Source organism: Bacillus sp. DB-2 (assembly GCF_003315125.1).
Classification (GTDB): domain Bacteria; phylum Bacillota; class Bacilli; order Bacillales; family Bacillaceae_G; genus Bacillus_A; species Bacillus_A mycoides.
The window spans coordinates 403,826-421,129 of record NZ_QNRN01000001.1; the positions used below are offsets into that span (position 1 = coordinate 403,826).

14 protein-coding genes are annotated in these 17,304 nt (G+C 37.4%); 3 read left to right on the plus strand and 11 right to left on the minus strand.

All coding sequences use genetic code 11. The annotated features are described in order from the left end of the window. Window positions 1-13 precede the first annotated feature (13 nt). From icd to DET63_RS02155, 3 genes are all read right to left on the minus strand, one after another. The gene (icd, locus tag DET63_RS02140; protein ID WP_002088934.1) at window positions 14-1,306 is read right to left on the minus strand and encodes an NADP-dependent isocitrate dehydrogenase; all 1,293 of its coding nucleotides are present in this window, start codon (window positions 1,304-1,306) and stop codon (window positions 14-16) included. A gap of 160 nt (window positions 1,307-1,466) precedes the next feature. Continuing rightward, window positions 1,467-2,615, minus strand: coding sequence for a citrate synthase (citZ, locus tag DET63_RS02145; protein ID WP_113935715.1), 1,149 nt, complete (start codon window positions 2,613-2,615; stop codon window positions 1,467-1,469). Between the two features lie 386 nt (window positions 2,616-3,001). Further along, on the minus strand, window positions 3,002-3,463 hold the full coding sequence (locus DET63_RS02155; RefSeq protein ID WP_002112200.1) for a DUF441 domain-containing protein: 462 nt from the start codon (window positions 3,461-3,463) through the stop codon (window positions 3,002-3,004). Window positions 3,464-3,883: 420 nt separating this feature from the next. Here DET63_RS02155 and ytvI point away from each other — a divergent pair, with 420 nt between their 5' ends. Further along, entirely contained in the window at window positions 3,884-5,002 is a 1,119-nt protein-coding gene (gene ytvI, locus DET63_RS02160; protein ID WP_002088938.1) for a sporulation integral membrane protein YtvI, read from the plus strand. 474 nt (window positions 5,003-5,476) lie between these two features. Here the strand turns inward: ytvI and DET63_RS02165 are convergent, their stop codons facing one another. The 8 genes from DET63_RS02165 to dnaE form a co-directional block, all read right to left on the minus strand. Then, window positions 5,477-5,866: an FxsA family protein gene (locus DET63_RS02165; RefSeq protein WP_002088939.1), complete on the minus strand. Its 390-nt coding sequence runs from the start codon at window positions 5,864-5,866 to the stop codon at window positions 5,477-5,479. 231 nt (window positions 5,867-6,097) lie between these two features. Beyond that, window positions 6,098-7,855, minus strand: coding sequence for a pyruvate kinase (gene pyk / locus DET63_RS02170; protein ID WP_002088940.1), 1,758 nt, complete (start codon window positions 7,853-7,855; stop codon window positions 6,098-6,100). A gap of 53 nt (window positions 7,856-7,908) precedes the next feature. Further along, window positions 7,909-8,868: a 6-phosphofructokinase gene (gene pfkA, locus DET63_RS02175; protein WP_000821164.1), complete on the minus strand. Its 960-nt coding sequence runs from the start codon at window positions 8,866-8,868 to the stop codon at window positions 7,909-7,911. A gap of 128 nt (window positions 8,869-8,996) precedes the next feature. After that, complete coding sequence (gene accA, locus DET63_RS02180; protein ID WP_000818787.1) at window positions 8,997-9,971, minus strand: acetyl-CoA carboxylase carboxyl transferase subunit alpha; 975 nt, start codon at window positions 9,969-9,971, stop codon at window positions 8,997-8,999. Next, window positions 9,959-10,828: an acetyl-CoA carboxylase, carboxyltransferase subunit beta gene (gene accD, locus DET63_RS02185; RefSeq protein ID WP_002015500.1), complete on the minus strand. Its 870-nt coding sequence runs from the start codon at window positions 10,826-10,828 to the stop codon at window positions 9,959-9,961. The genes accA and accD overlap by 13 nt, the downstream gene beginning before the upstream one ends. 185 nt (window positions 10,829-11,013) lie before the next feature. Next, window positions 11,014-11,658, minus strand: a complete 645-nt coding sequence (locus DET63_RS02190; RefSeq protein WP_113935716.1) for a FadR/GntR family transcriptional regulator — start codon at window positions 11,656-11,658, stop codon at window positions 11,014-11,016. Window positions 11,659-11,672: 14 nt separating this feature from the next. Further along, window positions 11,673-12,881 (minus strand): NADP-dependent malic enzyme, encoded by a 1,209-nt coding sequence (gene ystJ / locus DET63_RS02195; RefSeq protein ID WP_161793975.1) that lies wholly within the window; start codon window positions 12,879-12,881, stop codon window positions 11,673-11,675. A 133-nt stretch (window positions 12,882-13,014) separates the two neighbouring features. Then, window positions 13,015-16,347 (minus strand): DNA polymerase III subunit alpha, encoded by a 3,333-nt coding sequence (dnaE, locus tag DET63_RS02200; protein ID WP_113935717.1) that lies wholly within the window; start codon window positions 16,345-16,347, stop codon window positions 13,015-13,017. Window positions 16,348-16,389: 42 nt separating this feature from the next. Here dnaE and DET63_RS02205 point away from each other — a divergent pair, with 42 nt between their 5' ends. Both DET63_RS02205 and ytrI read left to right on the plus strand, forming a co-directional pair. Then, window positions 16,390-16,803, plus strand: a complete 414-nt coding sequence (locus DET63_RS02205; RefSeq protein WP_002015507.1) for a YtrH family sporulation protein — start codon at window positions 16,390-16,392, stop codon at window positions 16,801-16,803. Further along, the gene (ytrI, locus tag DET63_RS02210) at window positions 16,800-17,303 is read left to right on the plus strand and encodes a sporulation membrane protein YtrI (protein WP_002088948.1); all 504 of its coding nucleotides are present in this window, start codon (window positions 16,800-16,802) and stop codon (window positions 17,301-17,303) included. Before DET63_RS02205 ends, ytrI begins: the two co-directional genes overlap by 4 nt. The last annotated feature ends 1 nt before the right edge of the window (window position 17,304 follow it).

Genomic DNA, 17,304 nt, shown 5'->3' on the forward strand with positions numbered 1-17,304 from the left:
CCCCCCGCTTTAATTATGCGTTTTTGATTATCGCTACATCCATGTTTTTAATAAGTTCATTAGCGAACTCAGAACATTTCACTTCTGTTGCACCTTCCATTAAGCGTGCGAAATCATAAGTTACTACTTTTGATTCAATTGTTTTCTCAACTGAATCAGTTACTAAATTCGCAGCTTCGTTCCATCCTAAGTGCTCTAATAATAATACACCAGAAAGAAGAACTGAAGATGGGTTTACTTTATCTAAACCTGCATATTTTGGAGCTGTACCATGTGTAGCTTCAAAGATAGCATGTCCAGTCACATAGTTAATGTTTGCACCAGGTGCAATACCAATTCCACCTACTTGTGCAGCAAGTGCATCAGAGATGTAGTCTCCGTTTAAGTTCATTGTTGCAACAACATCAAACTCACGTGGACGAGTTAAAATTTGTTGTAAGAAGATATCTGCAATAGAATCTTTTACGATAATTTTCCCAGCCACTTCTGCGTCTGCCATCGCTTTATTCGCTGCATCTTTTCCATCTTTTTCAACAATGCGATCATATTCAGCCCAAGTAAATACTTTGTCGCCGAATTCTTGTTCCGCTACTTCGTAACCCCAGTTTTTGAAAGCACCTTCTGTAAATTTCATAATGTTTCCTTTATGAACTAATGTAACAGAAGAGCGTTTTTCGTTAATTGCATATTGAATTGCAGCGCGAACAAGACGCTTTGTCCCTTCCTCTGAAATTGGTTTAATACCAATCCCTGATGTTTCTGGGAAGCGGATTTTATTAACACCCATTGCTTCTTTTAAGAAAGCAAGAACTTTTTCTGCTTCTGGAGAACCTTGTGCATATTCAATTCCAGCGTAAATGTCTTCTGTATTTTCACGGAAAATAACCATATCAGTATCTTCCGGACGTTTTACAGGTGAAGGAACACCTTCAAAATAACGAACTGGACGTAGACATACATATAAATCTAATTCTTGACGAAGCGCTACGTTTAGAGAACGAATACCACCGCCAACTGGAGTTGTAAGTGGACCTTTAATTGCGATTAAATATTCACGAATTAAATTTAAAGTCTCTTCTGGTAACCACTCGCCTGTTTGGTTGAATGCTTTTTCCCCTGCAAGCACTTCTTTCCAAACGATTTTCTTCTCACCATCATAAGCTTTTTCAACTGCTGCTTCTATTACGCGAGATGCTGCAGCCCAAATATCAGGACCAATTCCATCTCCTTCGATAAATGGAATAATCGGATTGTTTGGTACATTCATAACACCATTAGTTACAGTAATTTTTTCACCTGTTGTCAATGTGATAACCCCCATGTTTGAAATTTCATATGTATGAAACTGAGGGAATAACCCCTCAGTTCAAACCGTTAGTCAAATTTAAATATTCTAATCATTACATCTTCCCAAAAAAATCAGACTTTTGAAAGCGTATTTTCACTATCAAAATAGTGTTTTTCGCTTATCGTTGCGCTAGCGGAACGTACACTTGATGTGTCGGTCCATCATAATCAGCACGCGGACGGATTAAACGGTTGTTTTCATATTGTTCTAGAATATGAGCTAACCAGCCTGACATACGGCTAATTGCAAAGATAGGTGTAAATAAGTCATGGTCAATTCCTAAACAATGGTATACAGAAGCTGAATAGAAATCAACATTTGGTGGAAGACCTTTTTCTTTTGTTACAATGTCTTCAATTTTGATAGACATATTATACCATTTGTCTTCTCCTAAAAGCACGCATAATCTCTTAGACATTTCGCGTAAGTGTTTCGCGCGTGGATCACCATGCTCATATACGCGATGACCAAATCCCATAATTTTCACTTTATTTTGAAGAGCATTATGAATATATGATTCTACATTTTCTTCTTCGCCAATTTCAGTTAACATCTTCATTACATTTTCATTTGCCCCGCCGTGAAGAGGACCTTTTAATGCACCGATTGCTGCTGTAATACCAGAATACACATCTGAAAGTGTAGCTACGCAAACACGTGCAGTAAATGTAGAAGCGTTTAACTCATGATCGGCATGAAGTACAAGCGCCTTATCAAAAGCCTCAATTTCAACTTCATTTGGCTCACGATCATTTAACATGTACAAGAAGTTTGCAGCTAATGATAGATCTTTTCTTGGCTCAACAACATCTAAACCTTTGCGAATTCTTGCATAAGCCGCAATTAAAGTTCCGACTTGAGCCTGTAATTTAACCGCTTTCAAATAATTAGACTTTTCATCCATTATTTCAGCGCTCTCATCATATAATGATAGCATGGAAATCGCAGTTCGTAAAACCGACATTGGGTGCGCGATTTTTAAATCTACTTGTTTCAAATATGTTAAAATCTCACCTGGTACTTTATAGTATTCAGATACTGTTCCACTAAATTCCGCTAGTTCTTTTTCGTTAGGAAGCTTGCGGTGCCATAATAAGTACACTACTTCTTCGAACGTAGCATTCTCAGCTAAATCATCAATATTATACCCAACATAAGTTAATGTATCATCAATAATAGAGCTCACAGATGATGTTGTTGCTACTACCCCTTCTAAACCTCGAATAACAGTCATGACATTCTCTCCTTTTCCTGAAAATTCTCCCAACCTTGCTCCTTATATCTATTTGCTCCCCTTATAAATTATGAACGCTCGTTCACTCTTTAGGCAAGCAAAATGCACGTTCATGCAAATTTATTGCGATGTTCCCCTCTTATTGTCCATTGCTTACATGGAAAGCATGAGCGTGAATGTCTCCCCGAATCCTCACGCTCAGAACAACAAGTTAGTGAGGAAAATGAATTCCGAAGAGTTTATGATAAAAACAACATAAAACAATATCATTATAAAATTGTTTTATGTTGTTTTTATTTTATCTGGTGTAAATTCTCTGCTGTTATGTAACTTTTCAAAGTTTCTAATCCTATTATAAACAATTATCTGACTTTTGTGAACAGAAAGAATTCAAAAATTTTATATTACTATAAAATTCCTCATTTAAACATCTGTATAATACTCATAACTGCATAGGCAATTCCAGCCCCAATTAATGGACCTACAGCAACTCCATTAAATAAAGCTACAGCTATAATTGTCCCAAAAACAAGTGCGGTTGTAATATGTGGGTCCGTCGTCAATAATTGTACGCCGCCTTTCGCTAACAAAGCGACCGCCACACCTGAGGCTAAAGCAATCCATGCATAATACGATTTCGCTGCTTCTCCGAGTTGTTTAAAGCCTATTTCCCCTGTCGCAATCGGTACGAGCACCGCTATTGTAATGACTGTTACACCAAGGTTAATCCCTTTCGTTTGTAGATAAGGAAAGACTTTATCTCCTAAAAACGTAAACTTCAATAAAAATAACACTCCAACAGCTACAGTAAGCGATTGGTTTTTAGCAATTAGTCCTATAATAAGTAGTATGAATAAAAATAACGTTGACTGACTAATCATGATTACACTTCCTTTCTGAAAATAATGAACTCACTTCCAAACAAAAATACCTTTAAACCTATCGTTATACATGCTATATCGATGTATATGCAACAATAACCACTTCATTTTTTTCATATTTTAAAATGACAAACTGAAACTCTAACCATCAAAAATTTAAGCATGTATACATTTTTAAAAACGGTCGTCTCTCCTTTCTTTTCTATTAAGAAACAGGTAAAATAAAAAGAAGAGAAAATGAAGTTTTTACCATATAGTAGAAGCATCAACACCAAGCTTTTCCGGTCACTCATATACTGAAAAAGCAGGAAAAATCCATCATTCCACTATAACATAAAGTGAAACTTTGATCAGTGAATCTCACTAGTTATAAGTTGAACGAATTAGGATAATCCAAATTGGAATGGGAGGTATACATCTTTGAACCGAAACTTACTATATATGATATTACGACTCATATTTGTCATTGTAGCAACGGTAGTTGGGTTCTATGCATTGCTGTACATGTCAGGCCTTATCTACCCTTTTATTATCGCTTTTGCATTCGCTTATTTGATTAATCCTGTCGTCAATTTCCTTAATCAAAAACTACAATTCCCTCGCGCATTAGCGGTACTCGTTAGCTTAATTCTCGTATTCGGAGCTATCGTTGGACTTGTTACATACCTTGTAACTGAAGCAATATCTGCCACAACGTACTTACTACAAATTGTTACAGTAAAGTTTCCAGATATCGTTGCATTCGCCCAACAATTTGCACTTAACCATATTATGCCTCTCTATGATGATTTAATCTCTAAATTTAATCATCTCGGAGAACCACAGCGATACACTATTACACAAAACATTCAAAACTTAGGCACCGAAGCAACGACACAAATGAAAGAACTTTTAACCGCCATTATAAGTGGGTTAACAAATTTCATTAGTGCATTACCAACAACTTTAACTGTCCTTGTCTTCGTCTTATTAGCCACCTTCTTCATTAGTTACGATTGGCACCGTCTTGCTCATAAAGTAAGAAAACTTCTACCTAATCGTGTGCATGGATACGGAAAAACTATTTTTGTCGATTTAAGAAAAGCTTTGTTTGGTTTTGTTAAAGCGCAACTTACACTCGTATCTATGACAACTATCATTGTACTAATCGGCCTTTTAATATTACGCGTGCCATACGCAATTACTATCGCGATTATTACAGGGGTTGTAGATTTACTCCCGTATTTAGGAACTGGAGCCGTCTTCGTTCCTTGGGTTATATACGTATTTTTCACAGGCGATACTGCATTCGCCATCGGTCTTCTCATCCTATACATCGTCGTGATTGTCCAAAGACAAATCATGGAGCCAAAAGTACTTTCATCTAATATTGGACTAGATCCATTAGCGACACTCATCGCTCTATTTGTCGGCTTTAAGCTCTTTGGTTTTTTAGGATTAATCATCGGTCCAGTCATATTAGTACTACTTAATACATTACACAAAGCTCATGTATTCCACGACTTATGGAAATTCATTAAGGGTTCACCATCAAAATAATATTTCCTAATTCATACACAATAAAAAATCAACTGTAATCAGTGGGAAATTCCCACTGATTATTCACTGTACTTTTTTGTACTACCTACATCTATAAGAGAATTTCCTAAAAAAGGATAATCCTCTTATTTTTTTGCATGGAAACGCATATTTTAGGGGAAAAATACATTTTTATTCTATATATTTCATAATTATTACTTACATTTATTACTTTTTATGTAAATGAATAAATATACAAAATAAGGCAGGTGAACCCTTTAATCAGTAATTTTTCTTCTCCTGTCTAACTTCTGCTCACTAGTCGAATCTTATTACAAGCAAAAAACATCATCCTAATGTAACACTTTTCATTCACAAGAACCCTCTGCATCCTATCGCTTAATAACTAACAAAAATCCAACCCGAGCAGGAAGCTAACAATTGACTATAAATAGCAAATAAAAAAATAACGCGTAGATCGCTATAATCTACGCGTTATTTCTGAACAATAATAGTAGTTCTCTTTCTAAATTTCCAATCAATCCACTTCATAACAGCCGGCTTCAATAAAGCCCTCGTTATAGGAACAACAAAGATAAAACCTATTATATCCGTCACATATCCAGGCAGTACTAAAAGAATACCTCCTACGAATATAAAAATACCATCTAGAACCGCATCACCCGGCATTTCTCCTCTATTTAACCTAAATTGAATCTCTCTAAGTACTTTAAACCCTTGTCGTTTCGCCAAATATACACCCACAATACCCGTAAATACAATCATAGCGAACGTAGACCATAAACCTATTACATGACTCGACCCTATTAACACCGTAATCTCAATCGCCGGCACTAAAATAAGTAAGAACAGTAACCACTTCATAGCTCGCACTCCTTCACATTTCATTTAAAAGGTTTGAAAGTATCACCCTTGCAAAACCCCTTATAAGCCCCTTAAAACGCCCATACAAGCTTCATAAAGGACAAATAACCCTCTTCCACTAAACGTTATAATAAACGTTTTTCAAAGCGATTTCAGGTATTTAAAGCTATCTCTATCCTTTTTTGTGTAAAAAAAAGAGAAGGACTCCGATCCTTCTCTCCGTATTACTTCTTATAGCACTTCCGCATGTCCATTATAAACAATTCCGCGTGCTGCATCAACTGTTACTTCTTGGCCATTTTTTAAAGTTGTTGTTACGCCGTTTACACCAACGATAACAGGAATACCGATTGATACACCTACAACAGCTGCATGGCTTGTTAGACCGCCTTCTTCTACAACTAGAGCAGCAGCTTTTTCAATTGCAGGAATCATATCTTTATCTGTGCTTGTTGTAACAAGGATATCACCTTTGTTTACGTTCGCTACAGCTTCAGCAGCTGTTTTCGCTACAACTACTTTACCTTTTGCAGATTTACGACCGATCCCTTGCCCTTTAGCAACTTTTTCACCAACAACGTGGATTTTCATTAAGTTTGTTGTACCAGTTTCAGCAACTGGAACACCAGCAGTGATTACTACAGTATCTCCAAGTCCGATTAGACCCGCATCCATACCTGTTTGAATTGCTGTATCTAACATTTCGTCAGTAGAAGCTGCACGTTTCTCAGACATAAATGCTTGAACACCCCAAACAAGTGCAAGACGACGTCCTACTTGCTCGTCAGATGTTACAGCTACGATTGGAGATTTCGGACGGTATTTAGAGATCATTTTCGCAGTATGTCCACTTTCTGTTGGAGCTACGATTGCAGCTACATCAAGAGCAAGTGCTGTATGCGCAACAGATTGGCTAATTGCATCTGTAATTGTTGGAGTGAACTCTTTAATACGTTTTTTGAACATATCTTCGTATTGTAATGATTTTTCAACACGTACTGCAATGTTCGCCATCATTGTTACTGATTCTACTGGGTATTGACCCGCTGCAGTTTCACCAGAAAGCATGATTGCATCTGTGCCATCGAAGATTGCGTTTGCTACGTCACTTGCTTCCGCACGAGTTGGACGTGGGTTACGTTGCATAGAATCTAACATTTGTGTTGCAGTAATAACTGGTTTGCCTAATACGTTACATTTTTTGATTAGACGTTTTTGTACTAACGGTACTTCTTCTGGTGGAATTTCTACACCCATATCACCACGAGCAACCATTAAACCGTCAGAAACTTCTAAGATTGAATCGATGTTGTCGATACCTTCTTGGTTTTCGATTTTCGGTATAATTTGGATGTATTGAGCGTTATGCCCTTCTAATAATTCACGAATTTCTAATACGTCAGATGCTTTACGTACGAAAGATGCTGCGATGAAATCAACTTTTTGCTCGATACCGAAAACGATATCTTGCACGTCTTTTTCAGTGATACCAGGAAGCTTAATGCTTACGTTTGGTACGTTAACACCTTTTTTATTTTTTACAGTTCCGCTGTTTAATACTTTTGTACGGATGTTTCCGTCAGCTTTCTCGATTACTTCTAGTTCGATAAGACCGTCATCGATTAGAATACGAGAACCTGGATCAACATCATCATAAAGACCAGCATAAGATACAGAGAACTTCTCTGCAGTTCCTAATACTTGTTCAGTAGAAAGAATTACTTCTGCACCTGTTACAAGCTCAGCTTGTCCGTCTACGAAGTCATGTGTACGGATTTCTGGACCTTTTGTATCAAGTAAGATACCAACTGTTTTACCAGTTTTCTTTGAAGCTTCACGAATATTTTTAATACGAGCTCCATGCTCTTCATGGCTACCATGAGAGAAGTTTAAACGAGCAACGTTCATACCCGCTTCCATTAATTGCTCTAATTTCTCAATACTTTCACTAGCAGGACCTATAGTACATACAATTTTAGTTTTACGCATATTGCACCTCCGAAAATTATGAAACCGTTCCCAAATACAAGGCATTAAGCCGATTAGATAGATAATTCTTTAGATAATTGATACATATCTTTATCGATTGTATGCTTTTGAGCTAACGCTTCGATAATGTCATGATCAACAAGTTTATTATTTTGAATACCAACACAACGTCCGCCATTACCAGCAATTAATAATTCAACTGCTCTTGCGCCAAGACGACTAGCTAATACACGGTCTTGTGCACTTGGTGATCCACCACGTTGTACGTGACCTAATACAGTTACACGAGTATCAAAGCTTGTTGCTTCTTCAATGTGCTTACCGATGTCAATTGCACTTCCAACACCTTCAGCTACAACGATAATACTGTGCTTTTTACCACGTTCACTACCGCGTTTTAGACGAGCGATAACATCATCCATGTCATACTTCTCTTCTGGAATTAAGATAGTTTCTGCACCATCAGCTAAACCAGCCCATAATGCGATATCTCCAGCGTGACGTCCCATTACTTCGATAACATATGTACGTTCATGAGATGTAGCTGTATCACGGATTTTATCAATTGCATCAATAACAGTATTTAAAGCTGTATCGAAACCAATTGTGAAGTCTGTTCCAGGGATATCATTGTCGATTGTACCTGGTACACCTACACATGGGAATCCTTGCTCAGTTAATTTTTTTGCGCCTTGGTACGAACCATCTCCACCAATAACGACAAGTCCTTCAATACCATGTTTCTTTAATTGCTCGATTCCTTTTAGTCGTACTTCTGGGTCTTTAAACTCAGGACATCTTGCTGTATATAATTTTGTACCACCACGGTGGATAATATCGCCAACAGAACCAAGTTCTAATTTTTCAATATGACCAGAAATTAAACCAGCGTATCCATGGTAAATACCATATACTTCAATATCATGGAAAATCGCTTTACGAACAACTGCACGAATGGCAGCATTCATACCAGGTGAATCTCCACCACTTGTTAATACACCAATACGTTTCATTTGTACTCACCTCATAAAGATTATTTGCCTTATAATAAAATAACACGAAAAAATACAAAAACACAATGGAGAAGATGTGTCTTTTCATAATAAAAACGTGCATTCGCGAAGAGGAACGCACGCTTTTCTTATTTTATCCCAATGGAAGCGTTTGAAAACGAAACTTGCCCAATTTTCATATATTTTTCATAACGTTTTTCGATTAATTCATCTTTCGAAATTCCGCTTAATTGTTCAAAAGTTTTCTTAAGCATTAAATCTATATTTTCTGATTGTTTCAAAACATTACGATGTGCTCCGCCTTTTGCCTCTGGAATAATTTCGTCAATTACACCTAATTCTTTCAAATCTAATGCTGTAATTTTCATCGCTTCTGCAGCTTCTTTTGCTTTACCAGCATCTTTCCAAAGAATCGCCGCCGCACCCTCTGGTGTAATAACAGAATAAGTGGAATTTTCCAGCATATGAATGTAATCTCCTACTCCAAGACCTAACGCACCACCACTACCACCTTCACCGATAACGATACAAATAACAGGTACAGTTAAACCCGCCATTTCAAATAAATTACGGGCAATTGCCTCACTTTGTCCACGTTCTTCAGCTGCTTTACCAGGATAAGCTCCCTTCGTATCGATGAAACAAATAATGGGACGATTAAACTTTTCCGCTTGTTTCATTAGACGCAGTGCTTTTCGATATCCTTCTGGATGAGGCATCCCAAAATTACGACGAATATTTTCTTTCGTATCTTTTCCGCGTTGGTGCCCAATTACAGTTACGGGCATCCCCTTATATTTCGCAATGCCGCCGACAATCGCTGCATCGTCGCCAAATAGACGATCTCCATGACATTCAAAAAAATTAGTAAATAAGTGCTCAATATAATCGAGCGTTGTCGGTCGTTCTGCATGACGAGCAATTTGAACACGGTCCCATACTTTCATATTGCCGTATATATCTTCCTCTAGTTTTTCTAGCTTGTCTTCCAAAATACGAATCTCCTCACTGAAGTCCATCTGGCTGTTTTTCGTATAGTCTTTCAGTTCACGAATCTTATTTCTTAGCTCAACAACTGGTTTTTCAAATTCTAGCTCTGCCATACAGCCATTTCCCCCCCTTGATGAACTTCTAAAATCTTACGGAGCGATTCTCTCATATCATCACGATGCACCACCGCATCTAATTGACCGTGCTCTAGTAAAAATTCTGCCGTTTGGAAATCTTCCGGCAGTTTCTCACGCACTGTTTGTTCAATTACGCGTCTACCAGCAAATCCGATAAGTGCACCTGGCTCTGCAAGATTGTAATCACCAAGTGAAGCGAAACTCGCTGAAACCCCGCCCGTCGTTGGGTGAGTCATAACAGAAATAAATAACCCTCCTGCATTACTATGCTTTTTCAAAGCTACGCTTGTTTTTGCCATTTGCATTAAACTTAATATCCCTTCTTGCATACGAGCACCACCCGAAGCAGTAAAGATAATAAATGGAACTTGTAAGTCGTATGCCTTTTCAACCGCACGGGCAATTTTCTCTCCTACAACAGAGCCCATGCTGCCCATTCGAAAACGAGAATCCATTACTGCAACAACAACAAGCATGTCATCAATTGTTCCTTCACCAGTTACAACCGCTTCATTCAATTTAGTCTTCTTACGATCGTTTTCTAGTTTCTCTTCATATCCCGGAAACTCAAGTGGATTTAGTGAAACCATCTCTTTGTCATACTCACGAAATGAACCTTCGTCCAATATACTATCAAGGCGTTCCCATGCATTCATCGGATGATGATATCCACAATTCACGCATACTTTTAAATTTTTAAGAAGCTCTTTCGTATACATGATTTTTTTACATTTCGGACATTTTGTCATAACGCCATCTGGTACATCTTTTCGTACTTGTTCTGAAGGTATTGCAGCGTACTTTTTCTTTTTCACGAATAAATCTCTTAGCACAATTTGACCCCCTTCATTGAGAGCTAAGGTTAGCGTAAGAAGAAAATGGGGCTAACACCAATGTTTGATGTTAGCCTTATCTTCTCAATCTGTCTAATAACCTCTCTCTTTACGTTTAACTTTAACCGCTATGCGGTAGAATGTTTGTCATAACGTGTCATGGTCATTTCGACAAATTTTATACATTACGAGTGAAACTGTATATTCTCTACTAATTCATCGTAAATTTTTAACGCATCATTTTCTTGTTTCGCTTCCAAAGTAGCATAAAGCTTTCTATACATTTCGATAGAATCTCCTGAAACTTCACAAGAAAGAGTTGCAACGTAATCATTTACGATCATCCAAATGCGATAGAGTAAATAATTATTGAATTGTTCAATAAGTGTTTTAAAGAACGTTTGATGAAGCACCGGAATTGAGCTTTCGTTTTCTTCAAGCACTTGGTGTAATTTACTTAGTACTTCAGAAAACGTTTCTTTCGGTAAATTACATACAAGTCGAATCATATCTTTCTCAAGCAATCGTTTTGTTTGTAATAAATCACGAATTGTTTTCTCATCTTGCAGCAAGAACGGAGCAATTAATTGTACAAGACCGTTATCGTAAAAGTTTCGAATAAACGTTCCCTCACCACGTCTCGTTTCAATTAATCCTACCAGCTCTAACGCACGTAATGCTTCTCTTACAGAGGAACGTCCAACATTTAAGCGTGAACTTAACTCACGCTCAGATGGCAAACGATCTCCTGCTACTAAACAATCCTCTTCCATAATGGAACGGATTTTTTTTACAATTTCGAGATATACTTTTGTATTTGATGATGTCAATGGAAATTCCTCGCTTATTCTTTACCAATCAGCGCTAATTGTTTTGTTTTCTCAGCGACTTCATTTGGATCTACTTGACGGCGAGCTACTCCTGTCTCCATTGCTGCTTTCGCAACGTAAGCCGCTACTTGAGGCGCTACACGCGCGTCAAATGGTGCTGGAATGATATGATCTGCATTCAACTCATCCTCTGATACAAGCTCTGCAATGGCCTGTACAGCTGCCATCTTCATTTCTTCATTAATTTGTGTCGCATGTACATCAAGTGCACCGCGGAAAATACCTGGGAACGCTAGTACATTATTTACTTGGTTCGGGAAGTCAGAACGACCTGTTCCAACAACAGCTGCGCCCGCTGCTTTTGCCAATTCTGGCATAATTTCTGGAACCGGATTCGCCATTGCAAAAATAATTGCATCGTCATTCATTGTACGAACCATCTCTTCAGTTAATGCACCTGCTGCAGATACACCAATGAATACGTCCGCACCTTGTAAAACGTCAGCTAAAGAACCTTCTATACGACTCTTATTTGTATATTTTGCAACTTCATCTTTCACCGGATTCATACCGACAGGACGACCTTCATAGATTGCACCTTTACGGTCACACATAATAACGTCACGTACACCATAGCGATATAAAAGTTTAATGATTGCAATACCTGCTGCACCTGCACCATTTGCGACAACTTTAATGTCAGACATTTTCTTTCCAACTAACTTCAGCGCGTTCACAAGGCCTGCTACTGTTACGATAGCTGTTCCGTGTTGATCATCATGGAATATTGGAATGTTTGTCTCTTTTTTCAAACGTTCTTCAATAACGAAGCAGTTTGGCGCTGCGATATCTTCTAAGTTTACACCGCCAAAAGTTGGCTCCATTAATTTTACAGTTTCAACAATTTTATCTACATCGTTTGTATTTAAGGCAATCGGGAATGCATCTACACCAGCAAAGCTCTTGAATAATACAGCTTTACCTTCCATTACTGGAAGAGATGCTTCAGGTCCAATGTTACCAAGACCAAGTACAGCCGTTCCATCTGTCACAACTGCTACCATATTTCCCTTCATTGTATATTCATATACCTTACTTTTATCGTCATAAATTTCTTTACAAGGCTCTGCAACCCCTGGAGAATATGCAAGACTTAAATCTTTTGCATTTTCTACTTTTACTTTTGATACAGTTTCTAATTTTCCTTGATGCACTTTATGCATGTGAAGTGCTTCTTCACGAAGTGTTGACAAACTATCCACTCTCCTCAAATTATGCTTGCTGATATCAATTTCTCCAAGTGGTCTGACCACGAACACTACTACTATAATAATCGAAGTGTAGGGAAATTGTCCATTATATTTTCACAACGACATTTTCGTCACCGACAATTTTACGAAGTGCTCCTAGACATTCTTCACTTGGATGAATCGATAAACTTCGAGATAATTGTACCATTTTATGTTCCTTTTCATAATAAATTAGTACTTTCGTAAAACCTGAATAATCAAACAATATTTTCGTAACTTGATTTACAAGCTTTTTTTCATATTGAGACGGCAATTTCACGTAAACAGACGCTTCTTTCATCCCTTCATAAACAGCCATTTCTTCTAGCGGATATAGTCCATTCACGATCCATTGCAACTTATGATTTCTTTGCTCGATCGTACCATCAACTAAAACGATTGCACCTTCTTGTAACCTGTCTGAAAAATGTATATACGTTTCTGGAAAAATAACGGCTTCCATTTCATCATTTTGATCACAGAATGTAATAAACGCCATCTTTTGCAACTTTTTCGTACGAATAACTTTCACACTTGTTATATATACGATCGCTCTTTGTACTTTTTTCTTATGTCGCATCGCCTGAGCAAGAGATGGAATTTCTAATTCTTTTCCTAGTTCCGCATACTGCGCTGTCGGATAGCTAGATAAATAAAAACCGAGTGCTTCCTTCTCTTTATTTAACTGTTCAATAAAGGATAGCTCTTCTCCTTGTACGTATTTTGATTTCGGAACAGCATCCCCTAAATCAAAATCACGTGCAAGATTTGCATACTCCAACGCTCCTTTAAGACTTCTCCATAACGTCGTCCTCGAAACACCAAAACCGTCAAAACAACCAGACCAGACAAACGCTTCTAAATTTCGCTCTGTTACAAATTTTGATGGCATACGAAGACAAAACTCAAATAAATCTTCGAACATTTTTTCCTCTCGTTCTTCGAGTAATGCCGTCACGGTAGCCATCCCGATATTCCGAATCGAAAGTAAACTATATCGAATCGCATTCCCTTCTATTTGGAAGTTGTAACCACTTCTCTGAAGAGACGGCGGTAAAACGTGAAAACCTTTCCGCTTCGTTTCTCGTACATACTGCACAATCTTATCTTCATTTCCAATTGCACTTGATAATAACGCAGTCATAAATTCCAGCGTATAATTTGCTTTTAAATATGCAAGCTGATATCCGATCATACTGTAAGCTACAGCGTGACTTCGGTTAAAACCGTAATTCGCAAATCTTACAATTAAATCATAAATTTGTTCTGAAGATGTCTCATCGTATCCGTTTTCCAAACAACCTTGAACAAAATGCTTACGTTCTTGATCTAAAATATCACGATTCTTTTTACTCACTGCACGGCGCAGCAAATCCGCTTCTCCAAGCGAAAATCCAGCTAACTTCGATGCGATTTGCATAATTTGTTCTTGGTATACAATTACGCCGTATGTTCTTTCTAAAATCGGCTTTAAATCCGGATGTAAATATTCAATTTGTCTTTTCCCATGCTTCGATTCAATAAAGGTTGGAATTTGTTCCATCGGTCCTGGTCTGTATAACGAGTTAACAGCGACTATGTCTTCAAATTCATTCGGTTTTAACCCACGAAGTACATTTCGCATACCACCTGATTCAAGCTGGAATACACCTGTTGTATCCCCTCTTCCTAACAATTGAAACGTCTTTTCATCTTGCAGAGGTAAATTTCTTATATCAATTTGTTTCCCAGTTTTTTCAACAATAAATTTTATAATATTTTCAAGTAACGTTAAATTACGTAAGCCTAAAAAGTCCATCTTGAGCAATCCAAGTTCTTCTAATGCATCAGCTGGATATTGCGTAACATAAACATCGTTATGCCCTTCTTGAATCGCTACACTTCCCGTTAACGGTTCTTGGCTCATAATAACGCCAGCTGCATGAATAGACGTATGACGCGGTAATCCCTCTACACGTTTTGCAATTTCAAACACACGCTCATGTAACAGATTCCCTTGTATAAACTCACGGAGCGATTGCGATTCCTCATATGCATCTCTTAACGTTATACCAAGCTTTGATGGGATAAGTTTTGAAAATATGTCAATATCTCTTGGAAGGAGCCCCATTACACGAGCAATGTCTCTAATTGCGGCTTTCGCTGCAAGAGTTCCGAACGTTACAATTTGAGCAACACGAAGCTGACCATATTTATCTTTCACATATCGAATCATCTCATCACGTCTTATATCTGGAAAATCAATATCAATATCTGGAAGTGTCACACGTTCAGGGTTTAAAAACCTTTCAAATAATAATTCATATTCAATCGGATCAATATCTGTAATTTCCAATACGTAAGAAACGAGTGAACCAGCTGCCGATCCACGGCCTGGCCCAGTTAAAATATGATTTTCATGTGCATATTTCATAAAGTCCCATACGATGAGGAAATAATCGCTAAATCCCATACGAGAAATAACATTTAATTCATGATCCAAACGTCCTATATGCGCTTCTTTCGGCGTACCATAGCGTTTCTGCAAGCCTTCTTCACAAACACGGCGCAAATACGTATCATTCGTCTCGTTAGATGGAACAGGAAATTTCGGTAATTGATTTACATGGAAAGGAATTTCTACTTGGCAACGTTCCGCGATTGTTATTGTATTTTGAACCGCTTCCTCAGCATGAGAAAATAGTGCTCCCATTTCATCCGATGACTTTAAATAATACTGATCCGTTTTCATTCTCGGTCTATCTGGATCAGTCATTTTCGTTCCGCCTTCAACAGATAATAAACATTCATGAACAAGTGCGTCACTTTGATTAATATAGCGAACATCATTTGTTGCAACGACTGGAACGTTTACCTTATTAATAAATTCAGGCAGTTTTTCTTGTAAAAGCAGTTCATCTTGAATTGCATGATGCTGCAAACTTATATAAAAATTGCTGAACATATTTTGATACGTATGAGCTACTTCTTCAGCCTGACTCTCTTTGTCTTCTAATAATAGCTGTTCAATCTCTCCATCTTTCCCTGGTGAAATTGCAATTAACCCTTTCGCATAATGAGCAAGCCACTTCTTCGGGATACCTTCTTTTGACTTCGTCATAATGCTGCTAGAGATTTTTAATAAGTTTTGATAGCCTATTTCATTCTCAGCAAGTAAGACAAGTGGATAAGACCTTTCTTCTTCTTCACTAAAAATAGAAGCTGTTAAGCCGATAATAGGCTGTATACCATTTTTCTTGCATGCTTTATAAAACGGAATAACTCCATACATAACATTTTCATCTGTAATGGCCAGCGATGAAAATCCAAGCTCTTTCGCCCGAATGACAAGCTCATCAATTTTACAAGCACTTTTTAATAAACTAAAAACGGTTTGACATTGTAAATGCACAAACTTCACTGTTGTACCCTCTCTTTACCTATGTGACTACTTTTATTATAGGTGATGAGGAAAGCGGAAATCAAAACATACTTCTCATACTTTGTCCATATATATGAAGAAGAAAGGGGAATGACGATGGATGTAAGAGAACATACTTTTTTCTCTCTGCTTATTATTAGTTATTTTATTGCCTTTGGAGTTATACTTGGTGGTTCATTAATAGGCGGATTTGGTGCATTTCTCATCGGAAAACCAACTCTAACTTATATTAATCAATTCGCCCAAAATTTAAGAATTTGGGCACTCGTTGCAGCAATTGGCGGAACGTTCGATACCTTTTATAGCTTTGAAAGAAGCTTCTTTGGTGGAGATATGAAAGATATCGTAAAACAAATTCTCCTTATTTTTTTTGCAACTGGCGGTATGCAAACTGGTCTTATTATTATTAAATGGCTTACACAGGAACATGTATGAGAGTACCCAGTGCCAATACAGCCAAAAGGTGGTATTTAGTTTTAGCTGGCGCTGCTGTTGGAGGAGTTTTGAGCTGGTTTGTTTTTTTGTACATATACGGTGTTTTTCAAGAAGAACAAACTAGTAAAATAGCAGAACAAAAAGAAATTATCGAAAAACAAGAAGCAAAACTCCACGTCCTTCTCGAAGACCAAGAGAAATTGAACACAGAAAATAAACGGCTCTTAACAATTCAAGAAATCAAAATAAAAATTATAAATCGAAAAAAATATGATTTAGACAATCTTACACTTGAAAACATGACCACTTCTATCCATAATGATCTCCAGCATCTTTTAACGAAAAACATTCAAAGCATCGCAAAAAATAAAGACCTGCTCAAAAAAGTCATCGAAAATAAAACGTACAAACATTACGATCGTATATACCGCTTTAAAGTAGACACAGTCTCTTTTGATACCGTACTTGAAATTAGTATTGATATAGAGAAAGAAAAATAAA

Bases quoted from the DNA above. Each gene is read 5' to 3' on its own strand.
- DET63_RS02165 (WP_002088939.1), bottom strand. From the start codon at position 5,866: ATGAAGTGGTTACTGTTCTTACTTATTTTAGTGCCGGCGATTGAGATT.
- pyk (WP_002088940.1), bottom strand. From the start codon at position 7,855: ATGCGTAAAACTAAAATTGTATGTACTATAGGTCCTGCTAGTGAAAGT.
- ytrI (WP_002088948.1), top strand. From the start codon at position 16,800: ATGAGAGTACCCAGTGCCAATACAGCCAAAAGGTGGTATTTAGTTTTA.
- accA (WP_000818787.1), bottom strand. From the start codon at position 9,971: ATGGCAGAGCTAGAATTTGAAAAACCAGTTGTTGAGCTAAGAAATAAG.
- DET63_RS02155 (WP_002112200.1), bottom strand. From the start codon at position 3,463: ATGATTAGTCAGTCAACGTTATTTTTATTCATACTACTTATTATAGGA.
- pfkA (WP_000821164.1), bottom strand. From the start codon at position 8,868: ATGAAACGTATTGGTGTATTAACAAGTGGTGGAGATTCACCTGGTATG.
- ystJ (WP_161793975.1), bottom strand. From the start codon at position 12,881: ATGCATAAAGTGCATCAAGGAAAATTAGAAACTGTATCAAAAGTAAAA.